General features: G+C 50.6%; 14 protein-coding genes, 1 tRNA gene, 3 rRNA genes and 3 pseudogenes. 12 read left to right on the top strand and 9 right to left on the bottom strand.

The annotated features are described in order from the left end of the window. Positions 1-474: 474 nt before the first annotated feature. Complete coding sequence (locus C1H71_RS12000) at positions 475-1,344, top strand: LysR family transcriptional regulator (protein WP_130106749.1); 870 nt, start codon at positions 475-477, stop codon at positions 1,342-1,344. A 517-nt stretch (positions 1,345-1,861) separates the two neighbouring features. Here the strand turns inward: C1H71_RS12000 and C1H71_RS11995 are convergent. Then, positions 1,862-2,218, bottom strand: a complete 357-nt coding sequence (locus C1H71_RS11995) for a translation initiation factor Sui1 (protein WP_130106748.1) — start codon at positions 2,216-2,218, stop codon at positions 1,862-1,864. Positions 2,219-2,351: 133 nt separating this feature from the next. Here C1H71_RS11995 and C1H71_RS11990 point away from each other — a divergent pair. Continuing rightward, positions 2,352-2,437 (top strand) — tRNA-Tyr (locus C1H71_RS11990). Positions 2,438-2,535: 98 nt separating this feature from the next. Here C1H71_RS11990 and C1H71_RS11985 read toward each other — a convergent pair. Then, positions 2,536-3,360 (bottom strand): TonB family protein, encoded by an 825-nt coding sequence (locus C1H71_RS11985; protein WP_188053224.1) that lies wholly within the window; start codon positions 3,358-3,360, stop codon positions 2,536-2,538. 132 nt (positions 3,361-3,492) lie between these two features. Here C1H71_RS11985 and C1H71_RS11980 point away from each other — a divergent pair, with 132 nt between their 5' ends. Beyond that, positions 3,493-4,773 (top strand): ferredoxin reductase family protein, encoded by a 1,281-nt coding sequence (locus C1H71_RS11980; protein ID WP_130106746.1) that lies wholly within the window; start codon positions 3,493-3,495, stop codon positions 4,771-4,773. 407 nt (positions 4,774-5,180) lie between these two features. On the opposite strand, the gene C1H71_RS11975 is transcribed toward C1H71_RS11980, so the two are convergent. The 3 genes and pseudogenes from C1H71_RS11975 to istA (C1H71_RS11965) form a co-directional block, all read right to left on the bottom strand. Then, a complete protein-coding gene (locus C1H71_RS11975) occupies positions 5,181-5,438 on the bottom strand; it encodes a transposase family protein (protein ID WP_130106745.1) in 258 nt (85 codons plus the stop codon). A gap of 12 nt (positions 5,439-5,450) precedes the next feature. Continuing rightward, positions 5,451-6,143 (bottom strand): annotated as a pseudogene (gene istB / locus C1H71_RS11970) (IS21-like element helper ATPase IstB); the annotation flags it as partial. Continuing rightward, positions 6,097-6,733: pseudogene (gene istA / locus C1H71_RS11965) on the bottom strand (IS21 family transposase); the annotation flags it as partial. The pseudogenes istA (C1H71_RS11965) and istB (C1H71_RS11970), both read right to left, overlap by 47 nt. A 246-nt stretch (positions 6,734-6,979) precedes the next feature. Between istA (C1H71_RS11965) and C1H71_RS11960 the strand changes: the two are divergent. From C1H71_RS11960 to istB (C1H71_RS11930), 9 genes and pseudogenes are all read left to right on the top strand, one after another. Then, positions 6,980-7,273 carry a transposase gene (locus C1H71_RS11960; protein ID WP_130105791.1) on the top strand — a complete coding sequence of 98 codons (294 nt, stop codon included), beginning with the start codon at positions 6,980-6,982 and terminating at the stop codon, positions 7,271-7,273. Beyond that, the gene (locus C1H71_RS11955) at positions 7,270-7,692 is read left to right on the top strand and encodes an IS3 family transposase (RefSeq protein ID WP_130105792.1); all 423 of its coding nucleotides are present in this window, start codon (positions 7,270-7,272) and stop codon (positions 7,690-7,692) included. The genes C1H71_RS11960 and C1H71_RS11955 overlap by 4 nt, the downstream gene beginning before the upstream one ends. 8 nt (positions 7,693-7,700) lie before the next feature. Further along, on the top strand, positions 7,701-7,829 hold the full coding sequence (locus C1H71_RS21480; protein WP_262488282.1) for a hypothetical protein: 129 nt from the start codon (positions 7,701-7,703) through the stop codon (positions 7,827-7,829). A 497-nt stretch (positions 7,830-8,326) separates the two neighbouring features. After that, complete coding sequence (locus C1H71_RS21475; RefSeq protein WP_262488281.1) at positions 8,327-8,596, top strand: hypothetical protein; 270 nt, start codon at positions 8,327-8,329, stop codon at positions 8,594-8,596. Further along, entirely contained in the window at positions 8,597-8,971 is a 375-nt protein-coding gene (locus C1H71_RS21470) for a reverse transcriptase/maturase family protein (RefSeq protein WP_262488444.1), read from the top strand. 117 nt (positions 8,972-9,088) lie between these two features. Then, positions 9,089-9,697 carry a reverse transcriptase domain-containing protein gene (locus C1H71_RS21465; RefSeq protein ID WP_262488280.1) on the top strand — a complete coding sequence of 203 codons (609 nt, stop codon included), beginning with the start codon at positions 9,089-9,091 and terminating at the stop codon, positions 9,695-9,697. Positions 9,698-9,921: 224 nt separating this feature from the next. Beyond that, a pseudogene (locus C1H71_RS21460) lies at positions 9,922-10,379 on the top strand (DDE-type integrase/transposase/recombinase); the annotation flags it as partial. Positions 10,380-10,630: 251 nt separating this feature from the next. Continuing rightward, complete coding sequence (gene istA / locus C1H71_RS11935; RefSeq protein WP_130104993.1) at positions 10,631-12,151, top strand: IS21 family transposase; 1,521 nt, start codon at positions 10,631-10,633, stop codon at positions 12,149-12,151. Next, entirely contained in the window at positions 12,144-12,944 is an 801-nt protein-coding gene (gene istB / locus C1H71_RS11930) for an IS21-like element helper ATPase IstB (protein WP_130104872.1), read from the top strand. The genes istA (C1H71_RS11935) and istB (C1H71_RS11930) overlap by 8 nt, the downstream gene beginning before the upstream one ends. A 383-nt stretch (positions 12,945-13,327) precedes the next feature. On the opposite strand, the gene rrf is transcribed toward istB (C1H71_RS11930), so the two are convergent. From rrf to C1H71_RS11910, 4 genes are all read right to left on the bottom strand, one after another. Then, positions 13,328-13,441: ribosomal RNA gene (gene rrf / locus C1H71_RS11925) — 5S ribosomal RNA — on the bottom strand. A 130-nt stretch (positions 13,442-13,571) separates the two neighbouring features. Further along, positions 13,572-16,461, bottom strand: a 23S ribosomal RNA gene (locus C1H71_RS11920). A gap of 448 nt (positions 16,462-16,909) precedes the next feature. Continuing rightward, positions 16,910-18,442: ribosomal RNA gene (locus C1H71_RS11915) — 16S ribosomal RNA — on the bottom strand. The 16S, 23S and 5S rRNA genes sit together here, the layout of an rRNA operon. 463 nt (positions 18,443-18,905) lie before the next feature. Beyond that, positions 18,906-20,612 (bottom strand): proline--tRNA ligase, encoded by a 1,707-nt coding sequence (locus C1H71_RS11910; protein ID WP_130106744.1) that lies wholly within the window; start codon positions 20,610-20,612, stop codon positions 18,906-18,908. Positions 20,613-20,643: the final 31 nt, after the last annotated feature.

Below are 20,643 nucleotides of genomic sequence, written 5' to 3'. Positions count from 1 at the left end.
TAATAAGAAAGATATTGTTACTGATGTGTAATAATTAATACGCGGGAGAACCCCATCAAGCGAAAAAACCCAAATCTTGACCACTTCGGCCCCAGAGAACACGGAGTTTCACGGAGAAAAATAGATTTTGAATTACGATATTTAAATAGGTTTTAAATGTTTTCAAACCCAGCGAACTAACTTTTTATCGCGACTCGTGACATGGGGCTTAAATCCCCCCTTGAAGCACGCCGAAGCGAGGAATAAGTGGCTCGGGGTTTCGGAAAAGGGGTAGCGAGGCAGCGAGCGAGCAGCCTTTTTCGCCGAGCCGATTATCCGCAGTGAGGGGCCTTCGTGCTGGTCGGGGCGGCCTTCTTTGGCTTCGTTTCTTGGCCGCGCAAGAAAGGAAGGTCCAGCGGGACGCCCGCGCCTAAATCAATGTGCCGCAGGCACTAAAAATAGTTTTTGGACTTAAGTTAAACCGAGAATCAAACCATGCAATGGCAAGGAATTGTTGAATTCATCAGCGTGGCAGAAACGCAAAGCTTTACGCTAACAGCGCAAAAGCTGGAGATGTCAGTGGCGCAGGTTAGCCGCCAAGTCAGCGCACTGGAGCAGCGCCTTGCCGCGCGTTTATTGCACCGCACCACACGTAAAGTCAGCCTGACCGAGCAAGGCCAGCTTTATTATCAATACTGCCGCCCGCTACTCGATGGCCTGCACGAAGCCGAGCTGGCGCTACTGCAAACGCAAGATAAGCCCGTAGGCAAATTGCGTATCACCGCGCCAGTTTATTACGGCGAAACCGTAGTGGCGCCCATCTTGCACCAATACCTGATCGACTTTCCCCAGCTCAATGCTGAATTACTGCTTGATAACCGCAAAGCCGATCTGGTGGCAGATCATATCGACTTGGCCATTCGGCTGGGGCCGATGGATGAATCATCCCTGATGGTGACGCAGCTAGGCAGCCGTATTCACCATGTATGCGCATCGCCGCAATATTTAGATCAACACGGCACACCGCATACGCTGGCCGAGCTAAAGCAGCAGCAATGCTTAATTGGTGCGATGAATATGTGGCGATTTAAGGAAGGCACGCAACACCGCGAAATATCCGTCAACGGGCGTTTGCGCTGTAATAGCGGAGGCAGCCTAGTGCAAGCGGCTTTAAAAGGCTTGGGGCTGGTGCAATTGCCGGATTATTACGTCGATACATATTTGCAAAGCGGCCAGCTGATCAGCGTGCTCGAGCCTTTTGCACTCACAGACGGCATCTGGGCCATCGCGCCCCGCAGCCGCTTTATCCCGCCCAAAGTCAGCCGCTTTATTGAATACTTGAAAGCGGCCTTATTGGCGGAATAAAAATACGGGATAAACCCAAACCTTGAAACACGGAGAAAATCAGGCTTTAAATTAAATCAACTCAGTGATCCCGCCCGACTTGCACGAGACTTGTGCAGATATTCGTAGCGCGGGTGAAACCCCATACACACTAAGCAAATTAGTTTTTCATTAGCAAAAGCGAAAAAGCATAACAACCACGCTCTTTGCTCGGGGCTTAACAATCCCCTTGCAACACGCCGGAGCAAGGACTAAGCGGGGTGGGGGATCGCTTGGGAGCGAGGGAGCGAGCCAATCCCGCCCGCCGCCGACTCGATTGTCCGCAGCGAAGGGGCCTTCGTGTTTTTGAGGTTGCGGCTTTGGTTCTTTTCTTGGCCGTTCAAGAAAAGAACGCCCCCGCGGTGGCCACCGCTCCAAAATCAACGTGCCGAAGGCACTAAAAAGATCTTTTTGACTTTGGTTAGCGCGTATGGGCTGCACCCCGCGTATTTATCCAATATTGCTCGCGGGTTTCACCCGCCCTACATAAAAACACAGCCTAGCCACCCGCCCTCTTCACCACCCAGCCTTTAGGCTTTAAGAATTCCAGCACCACATCGCAATGGTCCCCTTGCACTTCGATCACACCGTCTTTAACCGTGCCACCTGAACCGCAGCGGGTGCGCAACTGCTTAGCCAGCACAGCTAATTCATCATCATCCAAAGGCACACCTTTGATCAACGTGACGCCCTTACCCTTGCGGCCCTTGGTTTCCATAGAAACGCGCACAACGCCATCACCCGCTGGGCGCGGCTGTTTTTTGCAAATGCACGCGTCTTTGGGCTGGCTGCAATCTGGGCACATTGTTCCGTGTTCGGTGGAATAAACGAGGCCACCTAAAGCTTTTTTCATCATGATATTTTTTATAGCTAAAAACTCGACAGCGGCAGTCTAAGCCATTCCAGAACGTTTTATGAAGAAAATATGACTGATTTGCGGAAAGGGCGTTGACAAGCCGCCAGATGAATCGTACTATTCGGGCCTCTGTGGGGGGGTTACCCCAGCGGTCAACGGGTCCGGACTGTAAATCCGGCGGCTAAGCCTTCGAAGGTTCGAATCCTTCCCCCCCCACCAGCAACAAAATCAACAGGCGTTCAGCCTGTTTTTTTTCGCCTGCAGTTTATCGCACGCGGCACTTTGATAACATGCCACAGCGATCAATACCCCAAAACCTAGGATCTCCCCCAAGCAGCTCTTTCATTAATAAACTGATAGTAGCGCAGCAGCATAATCTGGTTATTTCTATCCAAAAGCGCCGGAGGTACGGGGCCAAAGGTGGCTGAGCGGCGCACAATCTGCAAAGCCGCTTCATCCAAAGCAGGGTTGCCAGAGGTTTGCTCTAGTGTCAGTGCGGCGATATTGCCATCACCGTTAAGCACCAGACGAAACTGCAAAGTGCCAAACATTGAGCGGCCATTTTCATCCTTAGGGAAATTCATTTGCCCGATACGCTCTACCTTGCGACGAATTTGTGGCTCCCAAATCGCAAATAAAGCACGTGTATCCACGCTTTGCTGCGCCCGATTAGCCCCATCTTCTTGTCTATCTTCTTTAGGCTTGATATCGGCGTAATGGGTAATCAATTCGCGTGGCTTATTAGTCGTCAACGCGTCCCCTAAGCCATCGATCACCACTTCTTTCGTAGCTAGCTGCTTGCTTGCAACGGCGCTTGCTGGGCGAGCAGGCACTGAGTAGTCTTTCTTTTGGGGCACTCTAGTTGGCGCTTTAGTCATCACCGGTGGCGGGGTAGGTACCAAGGTAGGCTCTGGCGTTGGGCGTGGCTTAGCCTTAGTTGCTGGCTTGGGCTGCAATTGCAGCTGAATCGATGAATCCCCCTGCTGTGGCAAAGCACGCGGCGCAGCAGCAGGTAGCAACAAGAATAACAGGTGTGCAAGAATAGAGATCGCAAGGCCAGACCATAGCCATACCGAGCTTTTCTTGATTTCATAAAACGAAGCGTTATCCATAGCACCCGAATAGAAAACTGTGCGGGGCATTCTACATAAGCACTGGCCCTTATAACAGTAAACTTCTGCCATTCACTGGCATAACTACCAACGCAGCTTAAGTTTCACTTCATATTTAAGGCGTTAAATACAGGCTTAAAGCGTGAATAACAGAGAATCCCCGTGCTAAAGAAACCTATCCCACTCCTCCTGCTACTTGCAACGGTGCTCTACGCCGTTTGTAGCTATCTGCAAAACGGCCTGCCCACTCAATATTGGGATTGGCGGCATGAGCTGGTGCTGCTGAGCGGCGTGCAATTAATGAGCGTGATGTCGGCAGCCATGCTGCTCGCTGCGCGCCCAAGCTGGCTAGAAAAGCCGCTCAATGGCTTAGATAAGATGTATGGCCTACACAAGCAGCTAGGAATTGCTGCGGGCTTACTACTCGCCTGCCACTGGCTGATTAAACTATCACCCAAGCTGGTAATGGCGATGGAGTGGGCTGCCCCAAAACTTAAGCATGGCAAAGGTGCAAAAGACCCGCTGATGTCGCTAGCCAAAGATATGGGGGAGTGGGCCGCTTGGGCGGTATTGGCTATGATAATCCTCGCCCTGCTTCGCGCCGTGCCATACCGTCTGTGGAGAAAGGTTCATAAGCTGTTTGCACCACTGTATTTGATGGGTGTTTTTCATGCGCTGATTCTAATGCCTAAAAGCTTATGGTTCAGCCCTGTTGGCGCTTTAATGGCAGCTTTGCTCGGCATTGGCTCAATCTGTGCGATCTACTCCCTATCGGGGAAAATTGGCAGCCGCAAGCAAGTTAGTGGCCAAATTAGCCAGATCACAGCACTCCCAGCCAATCAGCTCGAGGTTATTTGCCAGATGAATAGCACATGGCCTGAGCATCAAGCTGGGCAATTTGCTTTGCTGAACTTTGATCCAAAAGAAGGCTCACACCCTTACACTATTGCCTCAGCCCCACGTAAATCTGATGAGCTGCGCTTTATTATTAAGTCACTAGGAGACTACACCAGCACATTAAGCAGCACGCTAAAAGTAGGCCAGCGGATCAAGGTAGAAGGGCCTTACGGCTGCTTTGATGGTGGGAAAAACATGCAGCGCCAAGCGTGGATTGCGGGTGGTATTGGCATCACGCCCTTTTTAGCTTGGCTAGAAAGCCCTAGCTTTAGCAACGCTCAAATCGATTTTTATTACTGCGTAAAAAACGCAGCTGAAGCCACCAGATTGGATGAGATTCAAGCCGCTTGCCTCGCAAAAAATATTTACCTACATCTGATCGAAAGTGACTTAGGCCAAAGGCTAAATATCACCCAAATACAGCCCGAAACACTGGCCGATATCTGGTACTGCGGCCCACAAAGCTTAGGCTCGGCGATTAGCGAACATCTAGCCCAGATGAGCCGACCACCACGCTTTCATCACGAAGCATTTTCCATGCGTTAAAAATAGCTATTACCGCCTAAATATCGCGCTTTAGGCGGTAATTTATCTCACCCCTTAGCCCATCAACGCAATAGGCTTAAATAAAAACCAGCCCAGTACACTAGGGTCTGTTGACGTTTCATTCGCGGCGATGTTAGTTGCAGTTTTGCGGCTGAACAAGGTAAAAGACGTGAGGTGGTACGGGTACCATGAGCGTCTTTTAACGCCGTGCAGCCGCAAAAATGTAGCCAAACCGAAGGGCTGGGCCGGAAAACGGCCATTCACTGCATTATACTCCTCGGAAATAACTCGTTATTGCCTTCGTCGCATGCCTTGTGCTTGGCCGTTTCCCGGCTCAGCATAATTGTGAATGAAACGTCAACAGACCCTAGGGCAATCGCATTTAAATTGACTGGTAAAACAAGTTCCTAAGTTTTTCCTTCACCAACAGGCGCTTGGCCAGTCACAACTAGCAGCAAATCATCGTCATTCCAGCCCGCTTTTAGGCATTTGATTTTGACGCCAACCTTGGCAGTTTTCTCAGCACTAACCAAATTTAGCCCCGAATCCCGAATAATCGACATATTGGCCGCACTATTTCCCTCTCGATAGCGCAGCGAATCTTCATCAAATGCCATATCCAATACCCAGTGCAATTGGTTTTCAACGCCCCAGTGCGCACGCACTACTTGCCCAAGTCATTTCGGGTCGGTGGCATTCATACTGCGGATAAAATATCGCGTTTCTATCGTGGTCTGGTCGTCCCCTTGCCCTTGAGTTCGCGCTGAGTCATTCCCCGTTTCCACAATGTGGCAATGGTGCGTCAGCCGATCCAACAACGCCGTGGTCATCTTGGCATCGCCAAATACACTCGACCATTCCGAGAAGTTCAGATTCGTGGTGATGATCACGCTGGTGTGCTCATAGAGCTTCGACAACAAATGAAACAGCAATGCGCCTCCTGCCTGACTAAAGGGTAAGTAGCCCAGTTCATCCAAAATCACCACATCCACTCGCATAAGAGCAAGTGCAATACGGCCTGCTTTGCCTTCACGTTTTTCTTTTTCCAATAAATTGACCAAATCCACGGTCGAATAAAAACGGGCGCGCTTGCCGTGATGCGTGATCCCGCCGATCGCTAGCGCCGTAGCCAAATGCGTTTTGCCCGTGCCCGGACCACCAATCAGTACGGTATTTTGTGCCGTGTCGGTAAAGGCCAATGTCGCCAGTTGACTGACCAGTGCTTGATCTACCTTGCTCGCACTAAAGTCGAATCCCGCTAAATCTCGATGCACGGGGAACTTCGCTGCGCTCATTTGATGCTGAATCGAGCGCACCTTACTATCGCTGTGTTCTGCTTGCAATAAATGCATCAAAGCTGCTGAACTTGATACTTTGCGCCTCCAACCAGATTCGCCGCCGACTATCTTGTACATTCTTTTCAACCACGCCCTTTTCCCAGCCAGAGGCGACATTGCAGAAGTAGGGATCAAAAAAATAATGGGCGCACATCACCGAGAATCGGGCATTCACGATCCGGCCTTTGCCTTTCAATACCTTATCACCAGCGGTTTTCATATTGTCGTAAATGCCCCGGCGCGGCACACCCCCTAAAACCGCAAAGGAACGGGTGTGCGCATCGAACAACATTTCATGCCCTTGGCTGGGATAGGCCACTCACCAGAAGGCGCGACTGGCACACCATTTCAGATGGGAAACTTGAATACGCCGATAAATACCACCGATAAGCAAATGCTCCTCACTCCAATCAAATTGAAAGACTTCGCCCAAAGCAAATTGCAAGGGCACAAAACCCTGTGTGGGGTCTTACCGGCTTTGCCACACCAAGCACGAACGAAATCAGTGACGCCACTGTAAGCCCCTGTATAACCCTCAGCTTGAATTTGCTCGAACAAGGCTTTGGCGGTCGACGATTCTGCTTAGCGCGAAAGGAGTCGGCAGTCAGAGCTTGTTCTAGGGCCTGTTGGCGTTTCATTCACCACTGCGCTGAGCCGGAAAACGGCCAGGCACAAGGCATGTGACGAAGGCAATAACGGGTTATTGTCGAGGAGCATAACGCAGTGAATGGCCATTTTCCGGCTCAGCCCTTCGGGTTTAGCCCATTTTTGGGGCGGAACGAAAGTTAAAAATCGCTCATGGAACTCTGAGGTAGGCTGCTAATTATGGACACCTTCAATTGAGATAAAATCTTCTCTGGAGGTAAGTCATGGCCAGTAGTTACACCACTGCATTTCGTGCAGAAGCCGTTAAATTAGTACTCGAACAACACTTGAATGTGCCGCAAGCGATGCCCAAACAGACGCTGGATAAGTGGGTCAAATTGGCACAGCAAGGCAAGCTAGCGGGCCTGGATCAACATCGCGTTCAGCCTGTCGACGAGCTCAGCGCCGAGGTCGCCAGGCTCAAACGAGAACTGGCCGAAAGCAAAATGGAGTGCGCTTTTTTAAAAAAGGCCGCCACGTACTTTGCCAAGGAATTCACGCTAAGTACGCGTTCATGAAACAGCAAAGAAAGCAGTATCCGATTTCACAAATGGCACAATGGCTTGGCCTGTCGCGCAGCGGATTTTATAACTGGCTACAGTCCAAATCAGCACCAAAGCAGGCGCATCGCCTGCTGCTGGAAGTCAAAATACGTGCAGCACATGCGCACGGCAGAATGACTTATGGGCCACGACGTTTACAGAAAGAGCTTGCGGCTGATGAGGTACAAATTGGCTTGAGTCAATTGCGCTATTTGAGGCGCAGACTGGGTTTGCGCTGCATTCAAGCGAAGAAATTCAAGGCGACGACCCATTCAAATCATAGCTTGCCAGTGAAAGAGAATTTACTCGGGCAATGTTTCGAACCGGTCAAGCCGAATGAAATGTGGGTGAGCGATATTAGTTACAGTACGCCCAGCCAGCGTAGCCTGCATTGATTGGGGTGATGCTGCTTGAGCATGTTTGGAATGCAGTATCCCAGCAAGTCGTTGATGTTGCGCTGGGGAATGCCCTTCTTCTGCTACAAGGGGAAGTGAGCCGAAGCGGCGGTGACCTGCTGACACTGGCAGGGTGACGAAGTCCGTGGGAAACGGGGTTTGCGGCGAAGCGGTTACGCCAAGATGAACCTCTAGGCTGAGCATGGGACGGTTGAGGAACACGTACCTATTAAACCGCATCTGAGGATTGAAATGTCACCACGGCCTACACCGTTTAACAGGCTGGATTTGGATTGGTATCAGTGACATATATCCACTGATGCCGCGATTGTAGCCAGAAATGTAGACTGGTCTGTATGGAGTCATGGGGAGTGTGTAGCTAGACCATGGCATCTAAATCGACTTGCGGAAAGCAAGGATAAAGACTGCGATAGGCAACCTCACCCATGCGTTGAGTCCAGCATGTGAACTGGGGAAGGCTTGCACAAATGCCAAGGGAGTGTGCCCCCGATGATGTGCGAGTTGGCGGAGCCTCCGTAGTAGTCCGAAACTGGGAAAGCCAGTTACATGGCGAAGGGAGGCAGTTTAAGTGGTTTGCTGGGTCGACTAACTGACCACAATAAGGTGAAGACCTTTGATAATCAGTGAAATGCAAAGCAAGCTGGCAATATGGTCTTCAAAGGATAAAGAACGCAAGTTCGATCGTCTGCTGAGGCTCATTGCTGAACCGGTCTGGCTACGCGAAGCTGCTCACACTACGCTGGCGTCAAGTGGAGCAAAGACACCGGGAATCGATGGTGTCACTCGGGTTTATATGGAAAATCATCTCCAGCATGAACTTGAAACCTTACGCACCGAGCTACTTGCTGGCACGTTTCAGCCACAAGCCGCCCGTCGTGTGTAAATTCCAAAAAGCAATGGCAAGATGAGGCCTTTGGGCATCCCTTGCCTGCGTGATCGGATTGTACAGCGTGCCATTTTGATGGTGATGGAGCCGATATGGGAAAGTGATTTCCATACCGTTTCATACGGATTCAGAAAAGCGCGCAGCGTACATCACGCCATTCGCACGGTGAAATTACAGCTACAGGATGGGGGAGAACAAAGCACAGCTGGGCGCTGGATTATTGAAGGCAATCTGGCCAGCTACTTCGATACCATTCACCATCGATTACTGCTTAAAGCAATGCGCAAGCGTATCGCAGACCCGCGTTTACTGGCTATGGAAGTTCATCAAAGCGGGCTGTGTAGATCGCGGTTTATTTCGGGCGGCAAGTGAAGGCGTACCGCAAGGTGGGGTTATTTCACCTTTGTTATCAAACATCATGCTGCATGAGTTTGATACTTGGATGGAAGCGAAATACCTTAACAAGAAAGTACGTAAAGATCGTTGGGCATGGAACTTTGGCATACAAAACCAGCGCCCATTGCGGTACGGGAGCAGCGCCAGTGGAAACCGGCAATATCTTATTGTCGATATGCTGATGATTTTGTTGTGATTGTCAAAGGCAGCAAAGCGCAAGCTGAAACTGCGCGCGCAGACTGCCGAGCATTTCTTGAAGATCAGCTTAAATTGACGCTGAATCTTGAGAAAACCCACATTCCGCATGTTAACGATGGCTTTGTGTTTCTGGGGCATCGAATCATTCGTAAGCGTGGCGCGCGCGGTCAGATGCGGGTGGTGAGTACAATTCCATGGGATAAATATCGGCGCTTTACCGAGAAGTTGGTAAAGCAACTGTCGAGTAATTACAGCACGAATCGAATGGATATGCTGGCGAGTCTTAACCGACACCTCACTGGGTGGGCAAACTTTCACCAATACACCGACTTTACTGCCACTTTATTCAGCAAGTTAGATCGCGCCATCTTCTGGAAGTTTGGCTATTGGCTGGCGCGTAAATACCGACGCGGCTTTAGATCGCTCATGCGAGATTATGTTAAATCGCCAGCAAACGGTGTCGCTAAAACTTGGTTGATTGGAGGGCAAAACACTCATGGCTAGTATGGAGCCCTCACACTCCGGCGGCTGATTACAAGCCGGAAGAGTCGGTTCAAATGGCGAACCTTGACTGAAAATCCATTCATATTGCACGACGAGCCGATCAGCACCATGGAGTCGAGGTATGGTGAGGTTGCCTTTGCGATGAGCAGCACTTAGATGAAGAGCCGGATGCATTGAAAGGTGCAAGTCCGGTTCGGAGAGGAGAGACGGGGAAATAGTACGACTACGCCCCGTCTCTTACTCCACTTCCGACCACAGAAGGCTGGCTTTATTTGGCTGGAATCAAGGATGTGTTTACTTGTGAAATCGTCGGTTATGCGATGGGTAGTCGAATGACAAAAGAGTTGGTGAGTGCCTCATTGAAGCTGGCCTTGGCGCAAAAGCGACCTAAGGAAGGATTGATTTTACATTCGGATCGAGGGAGCCAGGCAAGTGGCATTGGCGGGCTTGCGGGGGTCTATGTCACGCAAAGGGAACTGCTATGACAATGCGCCAATGGAAAGTGGGCTCATTGAAGAATGAATTGGTTCATCACCGTAGCTACAAAACACGAGTGGAAGCGCAGGAGGAAATCACCGAATATATTGAAATTTTTTACAACCGAATTCGCCGTCATTCACGTTTGAACGATGAAGAGCCAGCAGTATTTGCCAAGCAATTTGAGCTAGCAAATCAGGAATAAACCCAAAGCGTGGTGTCCGTGATTGACGCAGCCCTCGGTATTGCGACTCAGCCTTGGCAGCGAGTTTGCGAACCCAAGCGCGAATGGTGTTACGCGCCAGCCCTGTGCGCGTGGTGATTTCCATCATTTCCATGGTGTGTTGACGCCGACCGAAAACTGACCCACCACAGCTAGTTCTGCCGATCCAAAATTGACCCAGGTGCTTTACTTATTCTGCTTAACTCTTGAGCAGAGGATAAAAGGTGATCACCATGGAAATGATGGGCAAAATCCGCAGGATGTATTTTCGCGATAATCTGTCGCTGCACGAAATCACCAAGCGCACGGGGCTGGCGCGTAACACTATTCGCGCTTGGGTTCGCAAACCCGCTGCCAAGGCTGAGCCGCAATACGTACGGCAGCGTAAGCCTGGCAAACTGACGCCCTATCATGCCACTCTAGAACAAGCCCTGACTGCCGACTCCTTCCGATCCAAGCAGAATCGTCGCACCGCCAAAGCCTTGTTTGAGCAGATTCAAGCTGAGGGTTATACAGGGGCTTACAGTGGCGTCACTGATTTCGTTCGTGCTTGGCGGGGCAAAGCCGGTAAGACCCCACAGGGTTTTGTGCCCTTGCAATTTGCTTTGGGCGAAGCCTTTCAATTTGATTGGAGTGAGGAGCATCTACTTATTGGTGGTATTTATCGGCGCATTCAAGTTTCCCATCTGAAATTGTGTGCCAGTCGCGCCTTCTGGTTAGTGGCCTATCCCAGTCAAGGGCATGAAATGTTGTTCGATGCGCATACTCGATCCTTTGCGGCTTTAGGGGGTGTGCCGCGCCGAGGCATTTACGACAATATGAAGACCGCTGTTGATAAGGTATTGAAAGGCAAAGGCCGGATCGTGAATGCCCGATTCTCGGTGATGTGCGCCCATTATTTGTTTGATCCCGACTTTTGCAATGTCGCCTCTGGCTGGGAAAAAGGCGTGGTTGAAAAGAATGTCCAAGATAGTCGGCGGCGAATCTGGCTGGAGGCGCAAAGCATCAAGTTCAGTACCTTTGACGCATTGAATGCGTGGCTGGCCGAGCGTTGTCGCGTCTTATGGGGCGTGCTCAGGCATCCCGAATTCAAAGGTCTGAGCATTGCCGAGATGTTGGAGCAAGAGCGTTTAGAAATGATGCCGATGCCGACCCCGTTTGATGGTTACGTTGAGCATCTGGCTCGGGTTTCCAGCACCTGTTTAATCACCGTCGCGCGCAATCGTTACTCGGTGCCTTGTGAATGGTCGCGGCAGCGTGTGAGTGTGCGCTTGTATCCCACGCAAGTTGTGGTGGTGGCGAATAATGAAATCATGGCCCGACATCAGCGGCTGACGGGGCAACAGCAGGTGAGCTTTGATTGGCTGCACTATATTCCGCTGATTGCCCGTAAGCCGGGGGCCTTACGCAATGGTGCGCCCTTTACGTCGATGCCTGCGCCCTTATTGCAGCTCAAGGAAAGGTTGTTACGGCGTAACGGGGGAGACAAGGTGATGGCGCAAGTGCTGGCCACGGTTCCGGTGGCGGGTTTGGATGCAGTACTGGTTGCGGTTGAGTTGGTACTGGAGTCAGGCGTCATCAGCATTGAACACATTTTAAATGTAGTGGCGCGATTGAATGACCCACCGTCCGCTATTAGCGCTGAAACGCAGCTGCAATTAGTAGAAGAACCGCAGGCGAACACCCAGCGTTACGACGGCTTGCGTGCAGCGAGCGAGTTCGACAGCGACCACGAGGAGTCGAGCCATGCATGAGATGAGTGTTGAACTCAAAGCCTTGCGCTTGCATGGGATGGCGGCCGCTTGGCTGGATCTGAAGAGCCAGGGCGGCCAGAGTATGGAAACGTGTGGCTGGCTGATTGAGCATTTATTGCAAGCAGAACACAGCGATCGTAAGGTGCGCTCGATTCAGCATCAAATGAGCGCAGCGAAGTTTCCCGTGCATCGTGATTTAGCGGGATTTGACTTTAGCGCGAGCAAGGCAGATCAAGCACTGGTCAATCAACTGGCGACATTGGCCTTTACCGACACGGCACAAAATACCGTACTGATTGGCGGCCCAGGCACGGGTAAAACACATTTGGCCACGGCGTTAGCGATCGGCGGGATCACGCATCACGGCAAGCGCGGCCGTTTTTATTCGACCGTGGATTTGGTCAATTTACTGGAAAAAGAAAAACGTGAAGGCAAAGCAGGTCGTATTGCACTCGCGCTGATGCGAGTGGATGTGGTGATTTTGGATGAACTGGGCTACTTACCCTTTAGTCAGGCCGGAGGCGCATTGCTGTTTCATTTGTTGTCGAAGCTCTATGAGCACACCAGCGTCATCATCACCACGAATCTGAACTTCTCGGAATGGTCGAGTGTATTTGGCGATGCCAAGATGACGACGGCGTTGTTGGATCGGCTGACGCACCATTGCCACATTGTAGAAACGGGGAATGACTCCTACCGTTTCCAGCACAGCAGCTTAGCAGCAAAAACGAAGATAAAACAAAGGGAGCAAAGCAGAAAGGAGGAAGCGCGTACCGAGGCTGAGCGGTTTTAAGCCGAACCTGAAGGCGTAAAAATAGCGGGTGAGTGGCCCGCTATTTGCTAGACTTATGCACAGTTGCTCCGATAAAAAGCAACGCTCGGCCCTGGGTCAAAATTCGATCGGCAGGGTGGGTCAAATTTCAATCGGCGTGAACACCATGGTGATCACCTTTTATCCTCTGCTCAAGAGTTAAGCAGAATAAGTAAAGCACCTGGGTCAGTTTTCGGTCGGCGTCAACATGCGTACACCTGCCAGCCGACCATTTTTCGGCTGAAGATATCGAGAAACACATACAGATAAAAATTAGTGCATTCTTACCACTGCCGCCATTTTTTCCGCCCAAAGCAAAACCCCCGCCTCTTTCGAGTACGGGGGTTTTGTTTACGGCTTAGGGTGTCTGGCAATGACCTACTTTCACACAGGTAATCTGCACTATCATCGGCGCTAAGGTGTTTCACTGTCCTGTTCGGGATGGGAAGGAGTGGGGCCACCTCGCTATGGTCACCAGACTTTAACGGGTTAACTCGTTGCACTTATTGCTCTGCAACGCGTTCAGTTCAATAGAAGAAGTAATTCAATACTCAAATTTAACTCTAATCTGGGTAGATTATACCGTCGCACACACGCGCTTCAGGTTATAGGATCAAGCCTTACGGGCAATTAGTATCGGTTAGCTTAATGCATTACTGCACTTCCACACCCGACCTATCAACGTCCTGGTCTCGAACGACCCTTTAAAAGGCTTAAAGCCTTGGGGAAATCTCATCTTGAGGCGAGTTTCGCGCTTAGATGCTTTCAGCGCTTATCTCTTCCAGATTTAGCTACCCGGCGATGCCACTGGCGTGACAACCGGTACACCAGAGATCTGTCCACTCCGGTCCTCTCGTACTAGGAGCAGCCCCCCTCAAATTTCCAACGCCCACTGCAGATAGGGACCAAACTGTCTCACGACGTTTTGAACCCAGCTCACGTACCACTTTAAATGGCGAACAGCCATACCCTTGGGACCGGCTACAGCCCCAGGATGTGATGAGCCGACATCGAGGTGCCAAACTCCGCCGTCGATGTGAACTCTTGGGCGGAATCAGCCTGTTATCCCCGGAGTACCTTTTATCCGTTGAGCGATGGCCCTTCCATTCAGAACCACCGGATCACTATGTCCTGCTTTCGCACCTGCTCGACTTGTCTGTCTCGCAGTTAAGCCGCCTTATGCCATTACACTATCAGTACGATGTCCGACCGTACCTAGGCGACCTTCGAGCTCCTCCGTTACAATTTGGGAGGAGACCGCCCCAGTCAAACTGCCTACCATGCACGGTCCCCGATCCGGATAACGGACCAAGGTTAGAACCTCAAAGGGGTCAGGGTGGTATTTCAAGGTCGGCTCCACGCAGACTAGCGTCCACGCTTCAATGCCTCCCACCTATCCTACACAAACCACTTCAAAGTCCAATGCAAAGCTACAGTAAAGGTTCACGGGGTCTTTCCGTCTAGCAGCGGGGAGATTGCATCTTCACAAACATTTCAACTTCGCTGAGTCTCAGGAGGAGACAGTAGGGCCATCGTTACGCCATTCGTGCGGGTCGGAACTTACCCGACAAGGAATTTCGCTACCTTAGGACCGTTATAGTTACGGCCGCCGTTTACTGGGACTTCAGTCAAGAGCTTGCACCCCATCATTTAATCTTCCAGCACCGGGCAGGCGTCACACCCTATACGTCGTCTTTCGACTTTGCAGAGTGCTGTGTTTTTGATAAACAGTCGCAGCCCCCATTTCTCTGCGACCCATTTCAGCTCCAGCCGCGAGGGCCTTCACTTAATATGGGCTCACCTTCTCCCGAAGTTACGGTGATAATTTGCCGAGTTCCTTCTCCTGAGTTCTCTCAAGCACCTTAGAATTCTCTTCCTACCCACCTGTGTCGGTTTGCGGTACGGTCAATATAAAGCTGAAGCTTAGAGGCTTTTCTTGGAAGCATAGGATCAATCACTTCAGTCCGAGGACTTCGTCGTCACGTCTCAGCGTTATAGCAGCCCGGATTTGCCTAAGCCACACGCCTACTCGCTTAAACCACCTATTCCAACAGATGGCTGACCTACCTTTCTCCGTCCCCCATCGCACTTTATATCGGTACGGGAATATTAACCCGTTGTCCATCGACTACGCATTTCTGCCTCGCCTTAGGGGCCGACTCACCCTGCGCCGATGAACGTTGCGCAGGAAACCTTGGGTTTTCGGTGTGCGGGCTTTTCACCCGCATTATCGCTACTCATGTCAGCATTCGCACTTCCGATACCTCCAGCATCCTTCTCAAGACACCTTCGCAGGCCTACGGAACGCTCCTCTACCATATGCACATCGTGCATATTCGCGTCTTCGGTTATCAGTTTGAGCCCCGTTACATCTTCCGCGCAGGACGACTCGACCAGTGAGCTATTACGCTTTCTTTAAATGATGGCTGCTTCTAAGCCAACATCCTGGCTGTCTATGCCTTCCCACCTCGTTTTCCACTTAACTGATTATTTGGGACCTTAGACGGCGATCTGGGTTGTTTCCCTCTTGACCATGGACGTTAGCACCCACAGTCTGTCTCCCATGCTCGCACTTGACGGTATTCAGAGTTTGCCATGGTTTGGTAAGTCGCGATGACCCCCTAGCCATAACAGTGCTTTACCCCCGTCAGTGATACATGAGGCACTACCTAAATAGTTTTCGAGGAGAACCAGCTATTTCCAAGTTTGTTTAGCCTTTCACCCCTATCCACAGCTCATCCCCTAATTTTGCAACATTAGTGGGTTCGGACCTCCACTGCGTTTTACCGCAGCTTCATCCTGGCCATGGATAGATCACTTGGTTTCGGGTCTACGCCCAGCAACTATGCGCCCTATTCGGACTCGGTTTCCCTACGCCTCCCCTACTCGGTTAAGCTTGCTACTGAACGTAAGTCGCTGACCCATTATACAAAAGGTACGCAGTCACCCCATTTTGCAAGGGCTCCCACTGTTTGTATGCATCCGGTTTCAGGTTCTATTTCACTCCCCTCCCGGGGTTCTTTTCGCCTTTCCCTCACGGTACTGGTTCACTATCGGTCGATGATGAGTATTTAGCCTTGGAGGATGGTCCCCCCATCTTCAAACAGGATTTCTCGTGTCCCGCCCTACTTGTCGCATGCTTAGTACCAACCAATCTCTTTCGTGTACGGGGCTATCACCCACTGTCGCCAGACTTTCCAGACTGTTCCACTAAAGTTTGATTTATCACATGCAGGCTCTTCCCATTTCGCTCGCCACTACTTTGGGAATCTCGGTTGATTTCTTTTCCTTCGGCTACTTAGATGTTTCAGTTCGCCGAGTTCGCTCTACATCACCTATGTATTCAGTGATGAGTGACCCAAAAGGGCCGGGTTTCCCCATTCGGATATCTACGGATCAATGCTTATTTGCCAGCTCCCCGTAGCTTTTCGCAGGCTAACGCGTCCTTCTTCGCCTATCATCGCCAAGGCATCCACCAGATGCACTTAGTCGCTTGATCCTATAACCTCAAACACGTGAAAAATATTCGCCAAGCTACTGCGAAGTACAATGACTGCGTTAAAAAACGACTCGAAATCCTCATTTACATACGTAAACTCCGGTTTCTCGTCTTTTTTTGCCTTGTCCTTGCACTTCTCGCCACGTCTGACAAAGATTTTTATGGCCGAAACCAATCACATCTTTAAAGTATCTGATTTCGCTTTGTTTGCGACACTTAAACCTCAGTTCTGACTTCGAGATTTAAGTTTTGATACAATCTACCCTTATTTATTTCTAAATTTGAGTATTACTTCTTCTATTTTTTTAAAGATCAATGTACTGGCTTGCTGTGAAGCAATCAGAACTAATGTGACTTTTTAATCGCATTAGTGCTCAATCCTTCAATCACAATCCTTAAACCTACAGTCGATGAGTGTGAGTACTCAATCCAAAAGACTTTTCTCTTGAAAGGAGGTGATCCAGCCGCAGGTTCCCCTACGGCTACCTTGTTACGACTTCACCCCAGTCATGAATCCCACCGTGGTAAGCGGCCTCCTTACGGTTAGCCTACCTACTTCTGGTGAAACCCATTCCCATGGTGTGACGGGCGGTGTGTACAAGGCCCGGGAACGTATTCACCGCGACATGCTGATCCGCGATTACTAGCGATTCCGACTTCATGGAGTCGAGTTGCAGACTCCAATCCGGACTACGATCGGTTTTATGAGATTAGCTCCACCTCGCGGCTTGGCAACCCTCTGTACCGACCATTGTATGACGTGTGAAGCCCTAGCCATAAGGGCCATGAGGACTTGACGTCATCCCCACCTTCCTCCGGTTTGTCACCGGCAGTCTCCTTAAAGTGCCCAACTAAATGGTAGCAACTAAGGACAAGGGTTGCGCTCGTTGCGGGACTTAACCCAACATCTCACGACACGAGCTGACGACAGCCATGCAGCACCTGTGTTCAAGTTCCTTGCGGCACTCCCCGATCTCTCAGGGATTCTTGACATGTCAAGGCTAGGTAAGGTTTTTCGCGTTGCATCGAATTAATCCACATCATCCACCGCTTGTGCGGGCCCCGTCAATTCCTTTGAGTTTTAGCCTTGCGGCCGTACTCCCCAGGCGGTCTACTTCACGCGTTAGCTGCGTTACTAAGGAACGAATTCCCCAACAACTAGTAGACATCGTTTAGGGCGTGGACTACCAGGGTATCTAATCCTGTTTGCTCCCCACGCTTTCGTGCATGAGTGTCAGTATTAGCCCAGGGGGTTGCCTTCGCCATCGGTGTTCCTCCGCATCTCTACGCATTTCACTGCTACACGCGGAATTCCACCCCCCTCTGCCATACTCTAGTTGACCAGTTTGCAATGCAATTCCCAGGTTGAGCCCGGGGCTTTCACATCACACTTAATCAACCACCTGCGCACCCTTTACGCCCAGTAATTCCGATTAACGCTTGGACCCTACGTATTACCGCGGCTGCTGGCACGTAGTTAGCCGGTCCTTATTCTTCCGGTACTGTCATCCCCAATGGATATTAGCCACTAGGATTTCCTCCCGAACAAAAGCGCTTTACAACCCGAAGGCCTTCTTCACGCACGCGGCATTGCTGGATCAGGCTTGCGCCCATTGTCCAAGATTCCCCACTGCTGCCTCCCGTAGGAGTCTGGACCGTGTCTCAGTTCCAGTGTGGCGGATCGTCCTCTAAGACCCGCTACAGATCGTCGCCTTGGTGAGCCTTTACCTCACCAACTAGCTAATCTGATATCGGCCGCTCTAATAACGAGAGGTCTTGCGATCCCCCTCTTTCCCCCTCAGGGCGTATGCGGTATTAGCTATCCTTTCGGATAGTTATCCCCCATTACTAGGTACGTTCCGATATATTACTCACCCGTTCGCCACTCGTCAGCGGTGCAAGCACCCTGTTACCGTTCGACTTGCATGTGTAAAGCATGCCGCCAGCGTTCAATCTGAGCCAGGATCAAACTCTTTAGTTTAATCTCTAAGCTAGTACTTACTGGCTTACTTTATTCAGAGCAACCATCGCTGGTCACTCCTTACTAATGCAAGCACTTGTTCGCTTCCGAATCAAGCACTCACACTCATCGACTGTATTTTTTTAAAGATCATTCGCTACTGCTAGAACACCGTGTTGCTGTGTGTGCTGCAGCGAGAGGCCGAAATATACGGCCCTAGCCGGACTAGGTCAACCACTACCGTACAAAAAAAGCGTAGTAATACTGTAAGTATATGATTTAATAGATTACTAATTTGTTGAATTGCTTGCTCACATCAACGCCCCTCTTCCATAGATGGCGCTTAAACCAATAAAAATGACAGCACCACGCATGAAAAAGCCAAGAAATATACAAACTATCCGGCTGCCACGCCCCCCCTCCATGCGATAGATACAAAAAAGACGCTGTATATATACAGCGTCTTTTCTTATTAGCTACATCCTTACTTTTCGCTTAAAACACGGACCACATCGGCTAGAGCGATTTTTTCCATCTCGCCACCGGCACGGGCGATGTATTCGACCATTCCATCAACCAAGCCTTTTTCACCGATGGTAATGCGATGCGGGATGCCGATTAACTCCATATCGGCAAACATCGAGCCCGGACGCTCATTTCTGTCATCCAGCAAGACATCAACGTCTGCTGCAACAAATTCGGCATACAGCGCATCGGCCGCAGCTTTAATAGTTTCTGAGCGGTGATAGCCCATAGGCACAATCGCGACGGTAAATGGTGCGATCGCTGCTGGATATTTAATACCGCGTTCGTCATGGTTTTGCTCAATGGCAGCGGCAACGATACGCGATACGCCAACACCATAGCAGCCCATTTCCATGTTTTTTAGAGAGCCATCGGCATCGGTAAACTGGCACTTCATCTTTTCTGTGTAAGTGCTGCGCAGTTGGAAGATATGCCCCACTTCGATACCACGGCAGATTTCTAATGTGCCTTTGCCATCTGGGCTGGCATCGCCGTTTACAACATTACGAATATCGGCAACGATACTTGGCTCTGGTAGATCACGGCCAAAGTTAACGCCAGCCAAGTGAAATTTTGGCCTATTAGCGCCACAAACAAAATCGCTCATTACAGCCACGGTACGATCACTGATAACACGCATGCCAGCAGGAATGCCAACTGGACCGAGAAAACCTGGTGGGCAGTTAAATGCAGCACGAATTTCTTCATCAGTAGCAAAACGGAAATCCGCCATGCCTTCAATCTTACCTAACTTCACTTCATTTAAGCTGTGATCACCGCGCAATAAGGCAATCACTAACTCTTGAGTAGTGGTCATCAGCGCCAGCAACTTCACTGTGTGCTCGATACTGATATCGAGCAGCGCCGCAACCGCTTCGCATGAGGTTTGCTTTGGAGTATCTACATCACGCATGGCTTCAAGCGCCGCCGCACGAGGTGCCGCAGGTGCAAATGCTTCTGCCAGCTCCGTATTCGCCGCGTAATCAGAATCTGGGCAATAAGCGAGCAAATCTTCACCAGCATCGGCCAGCACATGAAACTCATGGCTGCCGGAGCCGCCAATTGCGCCGGTATCTGCCGCAACAGCACGGAACTTCAAACCTAGACGCGTAAAGATTTTTGAGTAGCTCTGATACATCAAGCCGTAAGTTTCTTGCAGTGACTCATGAGTAGCATGAAAAGAATAAGCATCTTTCATGGTGAATTCGCGTGCGCGCATCACGCCAAAGCGCGGGCGGATTTCATCACGGAATTTGGTCTGAACCTGATAAAAGCTCACTGGCAATTGCTTATAGCTTCGCAATTCTGAGCGGGCGATGTCGGTAATGACTTCTTCGTGAGTTGGCCCAAAACAGAACTGGCGCTCGTGGCGATCGGTGATTTTCAGCATTTGCGGGCCGAACACATCCCAGCGGCCCGTTTCTTGCCACAGCTCAGCGGGCTGCACTGCAGGCATTAGCAACTCTTGCGCGCCCGCTTTATTCATTTCATCGCGGATCACGGCTTCAACTTTACGCAGTACGCGTAAGCCCAGCGGCATCCATGTATAGAGGCCAGAACCAAGGCGCTTGATTAAGCCTGCGCGCAGCATCAGCTTGTGCGAGATCAGTTCGGCCTCGGAAGGCGCTTCTTTTAAAGTCGAGAAATAAAATTGTGACGTGCGCATGGCGGCAACCGAGTTCATTTAAAAACAAAAA

Source organism: Iodobacter fluviatilis (genome assembly GCF_004194535.1).
Taxonomy (GTDB): Bacteria; Pseudomonadota; Gammaproteobacteria; order Burkholderiales; family Chitinibacteraceae; genus Iodobacter; species Iodobacter fluviatilis_A.
The sequence above is the reverse complement of the archived record's forward strand: the minus strand, read 5'-3'. Positions and strand labels throughout refer to the sequence as shown.

Excerpts from the sequence above, each read along its gene's own strand:
- C1H71_RS21480 (WP_262488282.1), top strand. The coding sequence starts at position 7,701 with ATGCTGCTTGAGCATGTTTGGAATGCAGTATCCCAGCAAGTCGTTGAT.
- C1H71_RS11960 (WP_130105791.1), top strand. The coding sequence starts at position 6,980 with ATGGCCAGTAGTTACACCACTGCATTTCGTGCAGAAGCCGTTAAATTA.
- C1H71_RS11995 (WP_130106748.1), bottom strand. The coding sequence starts at position 2,218 with ATGATGAAAAAAGCTTTAGGTGGCCTCGTTTATTCCACCGAACACGGA.
- C1H71_RS12000 (WP_130106749.1), top strand. The coding sequence starts at position 475 with ATGCAATGGCAAGGAATTGTTGAATTCATCAGCGTGGCAGAAACGCAA.
- C1H71_RS11910 (WP_130106744.1), bottom strand. The coding sequence starts at position 20,612 with ATGCGCACGTCACAATTTTATTTCTCGACTTTAAAAGAAGCGCCTTCC.
- istA (WP_130104993.1), top strand. The coding sequence starts at position 10,631 with ATGGAAATGATGGGCAAAATCCGCAGGATGTATTTTCGCGATAATCTG.
- C1H71_RS21465 (WP_262488280.1), top strand. The coding sequence starts at position 9,089 with ATGGAACTTTGGCATACAAAACCAGCGCCCATTGCGGTACGGGAGCAG.
- C1H71_RS11955 (WP_130105792.1), top strand. The coding sequence starts at position 7,270 with ATGAAACAGCAAAGAAAGCAGTATCCGATTTCACAAATGGCACAATGG.
- istB (WP_130104872.1), top strand. The coding sequence starts at position 12,144 with ATGCATGAGATGAGTGTTGAACTCAAAGCCTTGCGCTTGCATGGGATG.
- C1H71_RS11985 (WP_188053224.1), bottom strand. The coding sequence starts at position 3,360 with ATGCCCCGCACAGTTTTCTATTCGGGTGCTATGGATAACGCTTCGTTT.